The organism is Stenotrophomonas sp. STEN013 (genome assembly GCF_056760355.1).
Genome location: NZ_JBRREO010000004.1, coordinates 52,992 through 67,381, shown reverse-complemented (window position 1 = coordinate 67,381; position 14,390 = coordinate 52,992). Strand labels below are relative to the sequence as shown.

Annotated in this window: 12 protein-coding genes; 9 read left to right on the top strand and 3 right to left on the bottom strand. The window is 66.0% G+C overall.

Annotation, left to right across the window (positions count from 1 at the left end):
• The first annotated feature begins 39 nt into the window (after positions 1–39).
• Positions 40–195, top strand: a complete 156-nt coding sequence (locus ACVOMH_RS10075; RefSeq protein WP_083468499.1) for a DUF1328 domain-containing protein — start codon at positions 40–42, stop codon at positions 193–195.
• A gap of 201 nt (positions 196–396) precedes the next feature.
• Here the strand turns inward: ACVOMH_RS10075 and ddlA are convergent, their stop codons facing one another.
• On the bottom strand, positions 397–1,500 hold the full coding sequence (gene ddlA / locus ACVOMH_RS10070; protein ID WP_481551868.1) for a D-alanine--D-alanine ligase: 1,104 nt from the start codon (positions 1,498–1,500) through the stop codon (positions 397–399).
• Positions 1,501–1,644: 144 nt separating this feature from the next.
• Between ddlA and ACVOMH_RS10065 the strand changes: the two genes are divergently transcribed.
• From ACVOMH_RS10065 to ACVOMH_RS10055, 3 genes are read left to right on the top strand one after another with little or no spacing between them, the layout of a single operon-like run.
• A complete protein-coding gene (locus ACVOMH_RS10065) occupies positions 1,645–2,295 on the top strand; it encodes a ubiquinone biosynthesis accessory factor UbiJ (RefSeq protein ID WP_481551867.1) in 651 nt (216 codons plus the stop codon).
• Positions 2,292–3,959 carry a ubiquinone biosynthesis regulatory protein kinase UbiB gene (ubiB, locus tag ACVOMH_RS10060; protein WP_481522538.1) on the top strand — a complete coding sequence of 556 codons (1,668 nt, stop codon included), beginning with the start codon at positions 2,292–2,294 and terminating at the stop codon, positions 3,957–3,959. The genes ACVOMH_RS10065 and ubiB overlap by 4 nt, the downstream gene beginning before the upstream one ends.
• Positions 3,956–4,699, top strand: a complete 744-nt coding sequence (locus ACVOMH_RS10055) for a pseudouridine synthase (RefSeq protein WP_481551866.1) — start codon at positions 3,956–3,958, stop codon at positions 4,697–4,699. Before ubiB ends, ACVOMH_RS10055 begins: the two co-directional genes overlap by 4 nt.
• 205 nt (positions 4,700–4,904) lie before the next feature.
• On the opposite strand, the gene ACVOMH_RS10050 is transcribed toward ACVOMH_RS10055, so the two are convergent.
• Together ACVOMH_RS10050 and ACVOMH_RS10045 are read right to left on the bottom strand one after the other, a co-directional pair.
• Complete coding sequence (locus tag ACVOMH_RS10050) at positions 4,905–5,897, bottom strand: tetratricopeptide repeat protein (protein ID WP_481522540.1); 993 nt, start codon at positions 5,895–5,897, stop codon at positions 4,905–4,907.
• Between the two features lie 420 nt (positions 5,898–6,317).
• A complete protein-coding gene (locus tag ACVOMH_RS10045) occupies positions 6,318–6,848 on the bottom strand; it encodes a DUF2059 domain-containing protein (protein WP_481551865.1) in 531 nt (176 codons plus the stop codon).
• 320 nt (positions 6,849–7,168) lie between these two features.
• Here ACVOMH_RS10045 and ACVOMH_RS10040 point away from each other — a divergent pair, with 320 nt between their 5' ends.
• Genes ACVOMH_RS10040 through ACVOMH_RS10020 form a run of 5 tightly spaced genes read left to right on the top strand, consistent with a single transcriptional unit; the run spans position 7,169 to position 14,376 of the window.
• On the top strand, positions 7,169–8,230 hold the full coding sequence (locus ACVOMH_RS10040) for a HEAT repeat domain-containing protein (RefSeq protein WP_481551864.1): 1,062 nt from the start codon (positions 7,169–7,171) through the stop codon (positions 8,228–8,230).
• Positions 8,227–9,747: a glycosyltransferase family 2 protein gene (locus tag ACVOMH_RS10035; RefSeq protein WP_481522541.1), complete on the top strand. Its 1,521-nt coding sequence runs from the start codon at positions 8,227–8,229 to the stop codon at positions 9,745–9,747. Before ACVOMH_RS10040 ends, ACVOMH_RS10035 begins: the two co-directional genes overlap by 4 nt.
• A 17-nt stretch (positions 9,748–9,764) precedes the next feature.
• Positions 9,765–11,054, top strand: coding sequence for a YaiO family outer membrane beta-barrel protein (locus ACVOMH_RS10030; protein ID WP_481551863.1), 1,290 nt, complete (start codon positions 9,765–9,767; stop codon positions 11,052–11,054).
• 14 nt (positions 11,055–11,068) lie between these two features.
• Complete coding sequence (locus tag ACVOMH_RS10025) at positions 11,069–13,441, top strand: LTA synthase family protein (RefSeq protein WP_481551862.1); 2,373 nt, start codon at positions 11,069–11,071, stop codon at positions 13,439–13,441.
• On the top strand, positions 13,441–14,376 hold the full coding sequence (locus ACVOMH_RS10020; protein WP_481551861.1) for a hypothetical protein: 936 nt from the start codon (positions 13,441–13,443) through the stop codon (positions 14,374–14,376). The genes ACVOMH_RS10025 and ACVOMH_RS10020 overlap by 1 nt, the downstream gene beginning before the upstream one ends.
• Positions 14,377–14,390 lie beyond the last annotated feature (14 nt).

The following is a 14,390-nucleotide window of genomic DNA, read 5'->3' as shown; positions in this document are numbered from 1 at the left end:
TGGAAGATGCACCGCGTGTCCAAACAGCGGAACTTTCCCATGCTCCATTACGCCGTCGTCTTCTTTGTGATCGCCATCATCGCCGCGGTACTGGGCTTCAGCGGTATCGCCGGCGCTGCCAGCAATATCGCGTGGATCCTGTTCGTGGTGTTCCTGATCCTTGCGGTGATCTCGCTGTTCCGCAAGAAAGTCTGATCGCACGATCGCCCTGCACGACGACGGCCCGCCCGGGTGACCGGTGCGGGCCGTTTCTTTTCCTTTATCCGGCGGGCCGCGGTCGTTCGCGGCAGATCACGCTCTTGCCCTCGGCACCGTACGGCCTGTGCGGTCACGATGCGGGCGATAGCGACCAGGCGGTGATGGCGCGCGGCGCATCACCGGCCTGGTCGCCTGCGGTCAGGCCAAGGCGTTGATCGAGCTGCTCAAGGCCTTGTCCGCGGCGTGGCGTTCCAGCGCCAGTTCGATCAGCCGGGTGATCAGCGCGGTGTAGCCCAGCCCGCTGGCCCCCCACAGCTTGGGATACATGCTGATCTTGGTGAAGCCGGGCAGGGTGTTCAGCTCGTTGATGACCACCTCACCGCTCGCGGTGAAGAACACGTCCACCCGCGCCATGCCGATGCAGTCCAGCGCCTGGTAGGCGCGCACGGCGATCTGGCGGATACGCTCCTGCGCATCGGCGCTGATATCGGCCGGGATCACTGTCTCCGCGCCGCTGGCGCTGATGTACTTGGTGTCATAGGCGTAGAAATCGTCATGCACCACCACTTCGCCGCAGACGCTGGCCTCGGGGACCTCGTTGCCGAGCACCGCACATTCGATCTCGCGCCCAGCAATGGCCGATTCCACCAGCACCTTGTGGTCGAACGATAGCGCCAGTGCCAGCGCGGTGGCGAACTCGGCGGCATTGCGCACCTTGCTCACGCCCACCGAGGAGCCCTGGTTAGCCGGTTTGACGAACAGCGGCGAGCCCAGCTGGGCGACCAGCGTCTCGTAACTGGCCTGCGCGGCGCTGACCCGATTGAAACAGGCAAACGGCGCCACCGCCAGTCCGGCATCGCGCAACAGGCGCTTGGCCACATCCTTGTCCATCGCCGCGGCCGAACCGAGCACGCCGGGGCCGGCAAACGGCAGGTTCAGCGTACGCAGCAGGCCCTGCAGGGTGCCGTCCTCGCCCAAGGTGCCGTGCACGATCGGGAACACCACATCCAGCTGCGGCACCTCGCGGCCATCGGCGGCCAGCAGCTGGCCGCGTTCGGCGCCCGGCAGCACCGACAGTACCGGGCCGGAGGTATCCAGCGCGATGCGCTTGGGGTCCTCGGCGTTGTGCAGGAAATTGGCCGCATCGCACAGGTGCCACAGGCCCTGCTTGTCGATGCCGATCAGGCTGACGTCGAACCGGTCCTTGTCCAGCGCATCGAAGATGTTTTTCGCCGATTGCAGCGAGACCTCGTGCTCGGCCGAACGACCGCCGAAGATGATGCCAACCCGGGTCTTGCCCATTGCCTGTGTGCTCCTGCCGCGTGTGTTGAAGGGAATATGCATAGCATGAACCTTCCGGCGTCCGCCTGCGTGGGCGCGTGGCGGTTATCTGTCGATTAATCCACGTGCGGCGATGCGCTTGCGCGGGCAGGTAGAATGCCCGCCATGCCTGCATCCCCCTTCAATGTGATCAAGCCGCTGGCCGGCCGTGCGCTGGAAGTGGCGCTCAACCGTGCACTCGCGCTGGACCCGGATACCCGCACCGCATTGGCCCCGCTCGATGGCCAGCGCATCGCCCTGACCCTGGAATCGCCGTCGCTGGCGATGCAGATCGGTGTCAGCGGCCAGCGCCTGACCGTCGGCCCGGTGGACCCGTCGCTGGAGCCGGACCTGGCCGTGCGCAGCACCCTGGGAGGGGTTCTGGCGCAGCTGCCATTCCTGGCCAACGCGCGGCGCGGCAACAGCGCGCCGGCCGGCCGGGTGAAAGTCTCCGGTGACGCCGAGCTCGCCCGTCGCCTGCAGCAGCTGGCCATGCGCTTCGATCCGGATTGGCAGCAGCCGTTCGTCAAGGCGTTCGGTGAGGTGCTGGGGGTGCAGATCGCGCAGGCCCTGCGCGCGGCGCTTGCACAGGCCCGCCGCAGTGCCAGGGATCTGGCCGAGACCGCCGCCGAGTACGTCACCGAGGAATCGCGTGATGTGGTGGCCCGCGCCGAACTGGAGGCCTTCCATGACGATGTGGACGTGATCCGTGACGACGTCGAGCGCATGGCCGCGCGCATCGCGCGCCTGCGCCAGCATCCGGGAGGTGCCGCATGAAAGCGACCCGCGCCATGTTCCGCGCCAGCCGCATCGGCCGGGTGATCCTGCGCTACCGTCTGGATGACTTGCTGGATGGCACTCCGGTCGAGCGCTGGCTGCGCGTGGCCAAGCCGTTCGTGCCGCGCGCCAGTGCCGATATCGCCTCACAGTCGCGCGGTGCCCGGCTGCGTCTGGCGCTGCAGGAGCTGGGACCGATCTTCGTCAAGTTCGGGCAGATCCTGTCCACCCGACGCGATCTCGTCCCGCCGGATGTCGCCGTCGAGCTGACCCTGCTGCAGGACCGGGTCAAGCCGTTCGACGGCGAGCAGGCGCTGCGGATCGTCGAGCAGGCGCTGGGTCTGCCGATCACCGAGGCCTTCGCCAGCTTCGACACCACGCCGCTGGCCTCGGCCTCGATCGCGCAGGTGCATGCCGCAACCCTCGACGACGGCCGCCAGGTGGTGGTCAAGGTGCTGCGCCCGGATATCGAAAAGCAGATCGCCGGTGACATCGCCCTGCTCAAGTCGCTGGCCGCGCTGGTCGAGCGTACCCATCCGCGCGCCGACAAGATCCGTCCGCGCGAAGTGGTGGCCGAGATCGAAACCACGCTGGCTGCCGAGTTGGACCTGCAGCGCGAGGGCGCCAACGCCAGCGTGCTGCGCCGCTTCTGGGAAAACTCCGACGACCTGTACGTGCCGGAGGTGATCTGGAGCCACACCGCCGAACGCGCGCTCACCCTGGAGCGCGTCTGGGGCATTCCCTCCGATGACATCGTGGCGCTGGACAAGGCCGGCATCGACCGCAAAGCGCTGGCGGCCAAGGGCGTGCGCGTGTTCTACACGCAGGTGTTCCGCGACAACTTCTTCCACGCCGATGCGCACGCCGGCAACATCTGGGTCGACATCGATCCGGCGCGCCGCGACAACCCGCGCTTCATCGCGCTGGACTTCGGCATCATGGGCCAGCTCTCGGAAGAGGACCAGTTCTACCTGGCCGAGAACTTCATGGCCATCTTCAACCGCGATTACCGCCGCATCGCCGAGCTGCATCTGCAGGCGCAGTGGATGCCGGCCACGGTGCGTATCGATGAGCTGGAGGCCGCCGTGCGCGCGGTCTGCGAGCCCTACTTCACCCGCCCGCTGTCGCAGATCTCGCTGGCCGAAGTGCTGATGAAGCTGTTCCGCACCGCCCAGCGTTACCAGCTGACCCTGCAGCCGCAGCTGATCCTGCTGCAGAAGACCTTGCTCAACATCGAGGGCGTGGGCCGACAGCTCGACCCCAACCTGGACATCTGGGAAGTGGCCAAGCCGGTGCTCGAACGCATCCTGCGCGAGCGCTACAGCCCGCGCCGCGCGTTGAAGGAGCTGCGCAAGCGTCTGCCGGAAATCATGACCCAGGCCCCGGACATGCCGGCGCTGCTGCACAGCTGGCTGCGCCAGCAGGTGGAAGGCAAGCATGAGCTGGCGATGCGCTCGCAGGACATCGTCACGCTCAATGACACGCTCAAGCGCATGCAGCGGCGCGTGATTACCGCTGTGACCGGAGTCGGGCTGGTGGTGGTGTCGGCGCTGCTGTACGGCTTGCAGGCCGGTGGCCCGCAGCTGGCGTCCATCCCGGTGTGGTCGTGGATCACCGGGGGTGTTGGCGTGTTGGCATTGGCGTCGGCGTGGCTGCGTCGATGAGCGAGGCGCTGGAGCAGGCGGTGGAACCGGTGGTTTTCGAGCCCTTGCCGCTGCTGTACGAAGACCCGTGGCTGGCGGTGGTCAACAAGCCGGCCGGGCTGATGGTCCACGGCAGCAAGTTCGCGCGTGGCGAGGATGACTTCCTGGCCGACCGGCTGCGCGAGCAGCTGGGCAAGCCGATCTTCCTGGTGCACCGGCTGGATCGCGCCACCAGCGGCTGCCTGCTGCTGGCCTTCGACCGCGACAGCGCCAGCGTGCTGGGCAAGGCGCTGATGGGGGGCGAGGTGGAGAAGGATTATCTGGCCGTATGCCGCGGCTGGCCGGCCGAAGCGGCTTTTACCGTCGATCACGATCTGGATGGCGGCCCCGGCAAGCCGGTCAAGAAGCCGGCCATCACCCATTTCCAGAAACTGCTGGAAGGGGAACTGCCGATTCCGTCGGCGGGCTTTCCGACCTCGCGCTATGCGCTGCTGCGCTGCCAGCCGCAGACCGGGCGGTTCCGCCAGATCCGCCGGCACCTCAAGCACATGTTCCACCACATGATCGGCGACACCAGCCATGGTGACGGCCGGCACAACCGCAGCTTCCGTATGCAGGGCGTGCACCGCATGCTGCTGCACGCCGAGCGCCTGGCCTTCCCGCACCCGCAGGACGGGCGCCGCATCGAAGTACACGCCCCGCTGGATCGTGAGTTCCAGAAGGCGCTGGACCTGTTCGGCTGGCAGCTCGGCCAGGCCTGACGCGCCCCCGGCGCTACGCGGGGGCGGCCGGTGTAGCCCGTATCTCTCCGCTGCTTTGAGCTGCCTGGCCGGCCAGGGCGGCACGCTTCGGGCGCTGGCATGACAGCCGAAAGGCCAGCCGCCGCTCTGGCGGCCTTGCCGACCGGCCGGAGTCATCGTTCGGCCGTCGGCATCGGCAGCGGCGCCGCACCGGGGCCGCGTCGCGTTACAGCGCGGCGCCTGCCGCGGCCTGTTTCTCGGCCCTGACGCGTTCCAGCAGTTCGGCCACTTCGGCGTTGTCGGGCGCGGCGGCATGCAGGCGCTCGAGCAGGACCCGTGCCTGTTCCGGTTTGTCCTGCCGGTAGAACACCTGGGCCATGCCCTGCATCGCGTCATGGTCGTCAGGCGAGAGCTCCAGCGCCTGGCTGAAGGCGGCATGGGCACCGTCGGTATCGTCCAGCCGCAACAGCGCAAAGCCCAGCCCGCTGGAGGCATCGGAACGGGCCCCGGGCATCTGGCTGGCGGCGCGGAAGCTGTTGCGGGCCAGCTCGTTGTTCGCCTGCCGCAGATGCACCCAGCCTTCGGCCACATGCGCCGAATAGTCCAGCGGCTGCACGCTGTGCAGTTCGCGCAGGGCGGCGGCATATTCCTGCTGGCGGAACAGGCGGCGGGCGCGCTCGTTGGCCAGCTGGCGCGGCGTCCGGTCATGTTTGACCGAGCCATCGAACTGGCGGGTATCGACCGTGCCGTGCTTTTCCAGATAGTCGCGCACGTTGGCGGCGCGGTGCAGGCCCAGGTAGCAGTGGATGTACACGGTGCCGGGGGTGTTGATCGCGGTCTCGGCGGCGGCGCGCGAGTTGCGCTCGTAATCCTCACCGAAGCGCTGGCCGAGGATGCTGCCCATCGGGAAGTTGTGCACTTCGATGCCCAGCTCCGCCGCGCGCTTCTTTTCCTCCTCCAGCAGCACCGCCTCGTAGGGAACCTTGGGGTTGAGCAGGCTGATGATGGTGGTCACGCCTTCGTCCTTCAGGCGATCCATGTCGGCTTGCACCGGATACGGGCCGAACACGAAGCGTGCCGACGTCACCGACTGTTGTGCGCGCCAGGGCTGCACCACGAAGCTGGCCGGATTCAACAGAACCCAGACGCCCGCACCAAAACCGAGCAGGCCCACAACAGCGAGCGCAGCCAGCCATTTGTTCCTTGTGGACTTTTTCATTCCCTCTCCCCGGGACTGCACTGACTGGATGTCAGTGCTTGTTGTGACGATTGTCACGAAATTCCGACATTTTTCCAACGGACCGTCATCGTGGCCAGTTTCGCGGCCTGCCGGCGGGACGTCCCGGCTTGCGGCGCGTCATGCCCGGTGGGGGGGGGCAGCGGCGTATCGCCGACGCCCGTGCCTGCGATGTTGCACCGCACAGGCGCGCGGCGCGCTCAAAACAGGAAGCAGGCCGTAGCCTGGGATCTGCAGCGAATCGCAGTGCCGAAGGCACGCGGCGGTGTCCGATCCATCCGGCAACGCCGCTGCGGGCGGCTGTCGACCCTGGCTCAAAGGCGTTGCTCGGGCCGTGTCCTGTGCCGGGCGGGACAGCGGGCCTTTGACCCGACGCACCCGCCAGCGAACACCGCGCGAGAACTACCGGGCAGCTTCGGATTCCTGGATGATCGCATCCAGATCCTGCTCCAGATCCGCCAGCAGTGGCGTCATCTTCCGCTGCATGGCCAGCATCAGGTTCTGCATCAGCTGCGGGGTCTTGTCGAGCAGGCTCTGCCCGGCCGGGCTCTCGTAGAACTCGGCCATCGCCAGCACGTCCTCTTTCGAGAACGACTTCTTGTAGAGATCCACATACATCGGGCGCATCTGCGACCACGACAGCGCCTCGCGCAGGGTCTGCGAGGTGCGCTGCTGGATGCGTTGCACGCGCGCCTTCTGCTCGGGGGTCAGCGCCTGCCCGGCGGTCAGCTGTGCGAACTGCTGGGACTGCATGGCTTCCATCTGCGGCAGCATCGCATCGAGCATGGTCTGCGCCCGCGAGGCGGCAAGCAGACGGTTGATGTCGCCATCACTGGCGGGAGTGGCCAGTGCCGGTACGAGGCCGGCCAACACCAGGCCGCTGGCCAACAACAGGCGGAAGCGCAGGTAGCGTAACGGGCGATGGCCGCGCATGGATCGTCCTCTGCTCTGGGTGGAGCGCAGAGCTTACCCGACGCTCCCTCCCGGCCGTCCAGATGGGCGATTTCTGCGCAATCGCTGGCCTTGCCATTTCTGCGGTGTTGGCGCGGCGCACAGCGTAAGAGTGCAAGTCGTTATTTTTCATCGACATGTGCCGCGGCCCAGGATGCCGTCGGGCGGATCTGGACGATATTTCCGCAGAAATTGACGGGTAAGGTGACTTGGATCACACTTTTTGCCGCATGTCGTCGTAACACGGCTTTGCGGCAGTCGGATGACAATTGGGTACTTTTGCAGGGAAGTAGGGGAAGGGGATGGAAGGTCTGTTCACTGGGCCACTGGTCGTCGTTGTGGCGTACTGGGTGGCGGTTTCCACGCTGCTGCTGACGGTGGTGCTGCTGACCACCATCTTGCTGATGCGCGTGCGCACGCAGTGGCGTGAGCGGCGCGATGCGCAGTCGATGCAGTACTGGTCGCAGGTATTGCGCCAGGAACTGGAGACACCGGGAGTGCCGACCCGCAAGCTCGAGCGGCGCGAGGCACCTGGCTTTATCGAAGCCTGGAACGCGATCCATGAGCCGCTGGATGATGCCGCGTCACGTCGGCTGGTGCCGTTGGGACAGCGGGTCGGGCTGGCTGAGACCGCCCCGCGCCTGCTGCGCGGCAGCTATCACGACCGTGCCATGGCGATCATCGCGCTGGGCCATCTGCGCGATGGCGGCATGTTCGACACCATTGCCAAACATCTCACCGATCACAGTCCGATCGTCTCGCTGTGCGCGGCGCGGGCACTGTCGCAGATCGATCCTGCGCGGGCCATGGCCATGTTCGTGCCGCTGATTCTCGAACGCGACGACTGGGTGCAGGGCAGCGTCGCCCGGATTCTGGCCGAAAACCAGGACGGCAGTGCGGTGCGGGAGCTTTCAAACGCGCTGCTGCGGGCCAATTCCGACACCGCGCTGAAGCTGGTGCGCTTTCTGTCCGACATTGATCCGGAGCGCGCAGCGGCCGTGATCCGTGAGCTGATGCAGAGCGATGTGGATGACCGGGTCATCTCGGTGTGTCTGCAGCTGGTCAACGATCGCCAGGATATCGAGCAGGTGCGCGGATTCCTGCAGGTTGCCCGCTGGCACATCCGCATGCATGCGGCGTCGGCGCTGGCGCGCATCGGCGATGCCAGCGATCACGTCCGGCTGGAGCCGCTGCTGTCGGACAGTGTGTGGTGGGTGCGTTATCGCGCCGCGCAGGCGCTGTTGATGTTGCCGGGGATGGATGAGCACAAAATGCGTGCGGTGCGGGAGCGGGTGAACGATCCGTATGGTCGCGACATTATCGACCACGTGCTGTCCGAGCAGAGCATGAGGGCAGGGGTATGAACGAATACTGGCATCTGATCGTGAGCTATCTGCAGCAGGTCCCGTGGATACGCTTGATGGTCTCGCTGCAGTGGGTGTTCATCGCCTACTTCGCCGCGATCAATATCGCCTATCTGGTGCTGAACTACGTTTCTGCATTCCAGATCGTGCGCTACATGCGCGAGTACCGCGCCAACTACCTGCCCAAGGGGCTGCGCGAATACCAGCCGCCGGTGAGCATCATCCTGCCAGCGCACAACGAGGAGAAGTCGGTGGTCTCCTCGGTGCGCTCACTGCTGAAGACCGTCTATCCGGAATACGAAGTGGTGGTGGTCAACGACGGCTCCACGGACGCCACCCGGCAGGCGTTGATCGACGCGTTCGGGCTGGTGAAGGTGCCTGAAGCCTACCGGTGCCGGCTCAAGACCGAGCCCGTGCACGCGGTCTATGCCTCGGCGCGTTTTCCCAACGTGCGCCTGGTGGACAAGGCCAACGGCGGCAAGGCCGATGCGATCAACGCCGGCTTGAACTGCGTGCGCTACCCACTGTTCTGCGTGATCGATGCCGACAGCATCCTGCAGCCGGAAAGCCTGTCGCGGGTGGTGCGCCCGTTCCTGGAGGATGGCCGCGTGGTGGCCAGCGGCGGCGTGGTGCGGGTGCTCAATGGCTGCACGGTCAAGGACGGCATGCTGTCCAAGGTCGGCCTGCCAAGCCGGATGCTGCCCGGTTTCCAGCTGGTGGAATACCTGCGCGCGTTCCTGTTCGGACGTATGGGCTGGTCGCCGGCCAACGCGCTGTTGATCATCTCCGGCGCATTCGGCGTGTTCTACAAGGAGCGCGTGATCGCCATTGGCGGCTACCGGTTGAATACGGTCGGCGAGGACATGGATCTGGTGGTCCGCCTGCACCGCAATCTGCGCGAGGAGAAGCGGGACTACCGCATCGTGTTCGTGCCTGACCCGGTGTGCTGGACCGAGGCTCCGACCGATCTGCGGTCGCTGAAGAGCCAGCGGGTGCGTTGGCAGCAGGGGCTGGCCGAGAGCCTGTGGTCGAACATGGCCCTGATGTTCAACCGCCGCGGCGGCGCGGTCGGTTGGATCGCGTTCCCGTTCATGGTGATCTTCGAATTCCTGGGGCCGTTGATCGAAGTGGTCGGCTACGTGACGATGATCGTGCTGGCGCTGTTGGGGCTGGTCCCGCTGGAGACCTTCCTGGTGTTCCTGGCTGCGGCCATCGGCATGGGAATTTTGCTGTCGGTCAATGCGATGGTGCTGGAGGAGCTTTCGTTCCGTCTCTACCAGCGTCCGACGCAGCAGCTGAAGCTGTTTCTGCTGGCGGTACTGGAGAACTTCGGTTATCGCCAGATCAACTCGTGGTGGCGTTTTGTCGGCACCCTGCGCTGGCTGTTGAGCCGCGGCAAGGTGCGCAACTGGGGCCGGATCAGCCGTGACGGGTCGTGGCAGCACACCCTCGAGGATGCGCCGGACAAAGAGGCCGCCGAAATGCCGCCGGCAAGTTATGGCAGTACTCCGAAATGAACCGCAGGATTTTCTCCATGAGGTGTTTTTTGCTTTCTACCGCGTCTACCCGTCGATGTGCCCGTCCGCTGCTGTTGCTGGCGCTGTCCACTCCCGGTGCGCTGCTGGCCCAGTCACCGGCCGAGGCGCCGGCCGACTCGCTTGAGGCACGGATGCAGCAGGTCCGCACACTGGCCACCGATGGCCAGCGCAGTGAGGCGATCACGCAGTACACCGCGCTGCTGGCGGAGCACCCGGGCAACAGCGACCTGCTGCTGGCACGTGGCCGCACCTACGCCTGGGATGGTCAATACGCCGCCGCCGAGGCGGATCTGCAGCAGGTGGTGCAGAAGAGCCCGACCTACGCCGATGCCTGGTCGGCCCTGGGCGATCTGTATCGCTGGAGCGATCGCCCGCAGCAGGCGGCCGCTGCGTATGCGCAGTGGGTGGCGCTGGCGCCGGACAGCGCCGCGGCGCATATCGCCCGCGGCCGGGCCCTGCGTGACCAGGGCCAGATCGCCGCCGCCCGCGCCGATTTCGACGCGGCCGAGGCGCTGGGGGCGGATCCGGCGGAAATCCTCAGCCTGCGTGACAGCCTGTTGCCACGCATGGCCAATCCCGATGTCGCTGCCGCCGACGGCTATCGCTGGAGTGCCAGCGCGGGTTGGAGCCATACCCGTTTCAGTGGTAACCGGCAGAGCTGGAATGATGCCGACCTGTCGTTACGCCGGTACTTCAAGCGCGGCTCGCTGGGGCTGGAAATGCTGCGTGCGGACCATTTCAACACCAGCGATATCGCCTGGGCGCTGGATGGCTACACCCCGCTGTGGTCGCGGGCCTACGCCAATCTGCGTTACCAGCATGGCCCGTCCAGCGGCGTGTTGCCCCGGCAGTCCTGGCGCGTGGAAGTGTTCCAGGGTGTGGGCAGTGGCTGGGAACTGTCAGCCAGTGTCGATCACCTGCGTTTTTCCGGAGACACCGAGTTCTACGGAGTTGGCGTGGGCCGCTACAGCGGCAACTGGTACGGGCGCTACAAACTGCAGCACGTGCCGGGCGTCGGCTCGGGCAGCTGGAGTCATCGCGTACTGCTGCGCAACTACTATCGCGGTGACGCGGACAACTACCTGGAAGTGAGCGTCAGCAGCGGTCGCAGTACCGACGTGGACCGCTTCGGCAGCCTGGTGCGCGACAACAACGCGAGCCTTGGGGTCGCCTGGCGGCACCAGTTCGCCCCGAACTGGGGCTTCAAGCTCGGTGCCGGTTATGCCGACGATGACGGCGGTTTCGACGAGCAGCGGGTATCGGCGTCGATCTATACGCGCTGGTAAGGGGGCAGGCGACGATGACAACACCGCACAACGGTAGCGCGTGGGCGCGCTTTTCCTCGGTTTTTCCTGTTCTGCTGCTGGCCCAGCTGGTGCTGGTGGCGGTAACCGTGGCCAATGCGGTGGCCGGTGCCGGCGACACTGCGTCGCAGCGCTGGGCGGTGGCCGGTGTGGCCACGGCACAGTCGCTGCTCGTGCTGCTGCGTGCGGTGCCGCTGCTGCTGTTGCTGTCGTTGCCGCTGCTGGCACTGAAACGGGCGGTGCCGCGTGCTGTCACCCTGGCCCTGCTGTGGTCAGTGTTCCTGGTCGTGCAGGTGGTGCTGGACCAGTATTTCCAGGTGGCGCAGGTGCCGTTGGGCGCGGATCTGTTCGGTTACAGCATCGCCGAGATCCGCACGACGCTGTCTGACGGGGCGCCGATGACATTGCGCGGTGTCCTGGCGATCGGCCTACCATTGCTGGTGCTGTGGACGGGGCTGCTGTGGCAGGCACGGCGTAATGCCCCCGGTTCTGCGCGCTGGAGCGGCGGGCTGCTGGCCGGCGCCGCGCTGGCCTGGCTGCTGCCGATGCCAACCGGGGCCAGCCTGCTGACCGACGAGGCTGCGCGCGCAGTGGCCTGCAACAAGCTGGCCTGGTTCAGTGCCGATGTGTGGCGCTGGTCCAACGCCGAGTCCGGGGCTGCCATGGTGGCGACCGCATCGGCGCATGCGGCTCCAGAGCCGGCGCTGGACCCGGACTATCCGTTCCTGCGCCAGGAGCAGACGCCGGATACCCTGGGCGCGTACTTCGCGCCGACCCGCGACGGGCGCCCGCCGAATGTGGTGCTGATTATCGTGGAGGGGTTGGGGCGTTCGTTCTCCGGTCCGCAGGCGGCGCTGGGCAGTTTCACCCCGTTCCTCGACACCCTGGCTGCGCGCAGCCTCTATTTCGACAATTTCATCGCCAACCAGGGCCGCACGTTCGGCGTGCTGCCGACCCTGCTCGGCTCGGCACCCTTTGCCGACCAGGGCTTCACCGCGCTGGGCGAACGCATGCCTGCGCATCCAGGCCTTTTCAGCGTGTTGCGCCAGCAGGGTTATCACACCGCGTTCTACAACGGCACCGATACCGCCTTTGATGACGAACGGGGCTACATGCGGCTGCAGCAGGTGCAGACGCTGGTGGACATGAACAACTTCGGTCCCGGCTACCAGCGCAATCCGTTCAGCGCCTGGGGCTACCCGGACAAGGAGCTGGTGTCGCGCGTGCTGGCCGACAGTGACCGCCTGCCATCGCCGTTCGTGCTGGCGATGCAGACCATCTCGATGCACACCAGCTACGAGTTCCCCGGGCAGGAGGCCTACCGTGCCCGATTCGAGCAGCAGCTGCAGCAGCTGCGGGTGCCGGAGTCGCGCCTGGCCGGCTACCGCGCCAACGCCGCGATCTACAGCACGATCCTGTATACCGATGACCAGTTGCGGCGCTATTTCGAGTCGGTGCAGAAGGCGCCCTGGTATGACGACACCATTTTCGTGGTGACTGGCGATCACCGGCTGCCGGAGATCCCGATGGGTGAACACGTCGATCGTTACCACGTGCCCCTGATCGTGTTCTCGCCCCTGCTCAAGCAGCCCAAGCGGGTGCGTGCGGTGTCCTCGCAGCTGGATGTGACGCCCTCGCTGATGGCCCTGCTGTCCAACACCTACGGCCTGCAGCGTCCGGCGCGGACCGCGTGGCTGGGTACCGGCCTGGACATGTCCGAGAATTTCCGAAACCTGCATCAGCTGCCGTTGAAGCAGACCAAGACCAGTGCGCCGGAGTATCTGGCCGACCGCTGGTGGCTGCGCGACGGCGAGTTGTATGAACTGCAGGACGGCATGCATCTGGCCAGGGCCGATGACGCCAGCGTGCGCGAGTGGGTGGCGCAGCGCCTGCAACGCTATACGCAGGCCAATGCGATCTTCCTCAAGCGCGGCGCGCTGCTTCCGGACGGCGCTACGCCGCCACTGGTCGCCTATGCGGCCGTTCCCGAGGCCACGCAACTGTCTGCTGCACCGGCGGTGCCCGGCGTGTCCATCACTTCGGCCGAGGCCACGGCGACGGCGACCGGCGTGCGCTTGTCGGCGGTATTTGCCAGCGGGGATTCCAAGCCCAGCCGTGTGTTCGTGCCGCTGGCGGTCATGTCCAGCGAGAACGGCCGCGAACTGCAGGAGGTCTACGGCCAGGCCCTGCAGTTGCCGCCTGGCGGCAGTCATCAGGTCCAGCTGCAGTTGCCCCTGCCGCAGCCCGAAGATTGCAAAGGCCGGTGCTACGTATCGGTATTCCCGTCCGACCCCGATAGCGGCAAGGCCATCGGGCAGGGCCGTTATCACTTGCTGGTGGATACCGGCAGCACCGTGGAGAAGCAGTAATGAACAATCGTCTTGCCATCGGCATGCTGGCACTGCTGTGTCTGCTGTCGAGCGCACCTTCCATGGCGGCCAGCCGCGCGATGTGGACCTGGGAAGCGGAGTCCTATGCGATGGTCGAGGACCCGGCCGTCGCCGAGGAGGCCGCCGCCTATCTGAAATCGCAGCAGATCGACACCATCTACCTGTATGCCGATGCCTACAAGGGCCGCAACCTGATCGTCGATCAGCCGCAACTGTATCGCGCTTTCATCGAGCGCATGCATGGCAAGAAGATGAAGGTATATGCCTTGCTGGGCTCCTGGTATCTGAGCACCCAGAACTACGTGTTGCCGGCCTACCGCAAAGAAGCCGAAGCGATGTTCCGCCGCGTGGTGGAGTACAACGCATCGGTACCCGAAGCCGCACGTTTTGATGGCGCCAACCTGGACATCGAGCCGCACATCCTCGACGAATGGAATGACGACACCCGCGCGGATCTGCTGGTGGGCTTCCTGGACATGAGCGCAGCGGTGATGCGCATCAAGCAGGAGAGCGGCGCGACCTTGACGGTTGGCCCGGCGATTCCGTTCTGGCTGGACGGCATCGAGGTGGAGTGGAATGGCCGTCATCGTCCGGTGAGCGAGCACACCATCAACATCTACGACTACGTCGCCTTGATGGACTACCGCGACAAGGCCGAGGGCCGCGACAGCATCCTGTCGCATGCGGCCAGCGAGATCGCCTACGCCAATGAAGTCGGCAAGAAGGTGGTGATCGGGCTGGAGGTTTCTTCCAACGACATCAACAAGGTCACCTTCCATGAGGAAGGCCCGAAGGTGTTCGAGCAGGAGGTGCGCAAGGTCGAACGCGCGCTGCGCAACGAGCCGTCCTTTGCCGGCTTCGCGATCCACCACTACCGCGCATGGCGCCGCTGGGCCGGGCAGTACTGGGAATAGGGTCCCAGATATCG

What these genes read in the sequence shown, in the direction of transcription:
- ACVOMH_RS10040 (WP_481551864.1), top strand. Translation starts at nt 7,169, where the DNA reads ATGGAAGGTCTGTTCACTGGGCCACTGGTCGTCGTTGTGGCGTACTGG.
- ACVOMH_RS10045 (WP_481551865.1), bottom strand. Translation starts at nt 6,848, where the DNA reads ATGCGCGGCCATCGCCCGTTACGCTACCTGCGCTTCCGCCTGTTGTTG.
- ddlA (WP_481551868.1), bottom strand. Translation starts at nt 1,500, where the DNA reads ATGGGCAAGACCCGGGTTGGCATCATCTTCGGCGGTCGTTCGGCCGAG.
- ACVOMH_RS10050 (WP_481522540.1), bottom strand. Translation starts at nt 5,897, where the DNA reads ATGAAAAAGTCCACAAGGAACAAATGGCTGGCTGCGCTCGCTGTTGTG.
- ACVOMH_RS10020 (WP_481551861.1), top strand. Translation starts at nt 13,441, where the DNA reads ATGAACAATCGTCTTGCCATCGGCATGCTGGCACTGCTGTGTCTGCTG.
- ACVOMH_RS10075 (WP_083468499.1), top strand. Translation starts at nt 40, where the DNA reads ATGCTCCATTACGCCGTCGTCTTCTTTGTGATCGCCATCATCGCCGCG.
- ACVOMH_RS10030 (WP_481551863.1), top strand. Translation starts at nt 9,765, where the DNA reads ATGAGGTGTTTTTTGCTTTCTACCGCGTCTACCCGTCGATGTGCCCGT.
- ACVOMH_RS10065 (WP_481551867.1), top strand. Translation starts at nt 1,645, where the DNA reads ATGCCTGCATCCCCCTTCAATGTGATCAAGCCGCTGGCCGGCCGTGCG.
- ACVOMH_RS10035 (WP_481522541.1), top strand. Translation starts at nt 8,227, where the DNA reads ATGAACGAATACTGGCATCTGATCGTGAGCTATCTGCAGCAGGTCCCG.
- ACVOMH_RS10025 (WP_481551862.1), top strand. Translation starts at nt 11,069, where the DNA reads ATGACAACACCGCACAACGGTAGCGCGTGGGCGCGCTTTTCCTCGGTT.
- ubiB (WP_481522538.1), top strand. Translation starts at nt 2,292, where the DNA reads ATGAAAGCGACCCGCGCCATGTTCCGCGCCAGCCGCATCGGCCGGGTG.
- ACVOMH_RS10055 (WP_481551866.1), top strand. Translation starts at nt 3,956, where the DNA reads ATGAGCGAGGCGCTGGAGCAGGCGGTGGAACCGGTGGTTTTCGAGCCC.